The sequence below is a fragment of the Neobacillus mesonae genome, assembly GCF_023715155.1.
In the GTDB taxonomy this organism is placed as follows: Bacteria; Bacillota; Bacilli; order Bacillales; family Cytobacillaceae; genus Neobacillus; species Neobacillus mesonae_A.
Map to the genome: position 1 here is coordinate 1 of NZ_JAMBNQ010000163.1, position 255 is coordinate 255.

General features: G+C 38.0%; 1 protein-coding gene. It reads left to right on the forward strand.

What is annotated here, in order from left to right; all coding sequences use genetic code 11:
• Positions 1-14 precede the first annotated feature (14 nt).
• The coding region (locus M3183_RS27600; RefSeq protein ID WP_396953770.1) for a helix-turn-helix domain-containing protein at positions 15-255 on the forward strand (241 nt) is incomplete at its 3' end.

Sequence of the window (255 nt, forward strand, 5' to 3'; positions counted from 1 at the left end):
AAGTATTAGAATGGATGGGGAGAAATGGGGCGTCATTACCTGAAACTGCTCTTCATTTTAATATATCTACAGCCAGTGCAATTTGGGCATGGAAGAGGATTTATGAAGAGAAAGGTGTTGAAGCTCTATTTAAACGGAGAGGGAGGCCAATACAAATGACTGCTAAACGTGATCATCAACAGAAGAAAAAAGAGGAATCCTCCGAACTTGAAATATTGAAGCGTGAAAATCGTATGTTAAGGATTGAAAATGAAT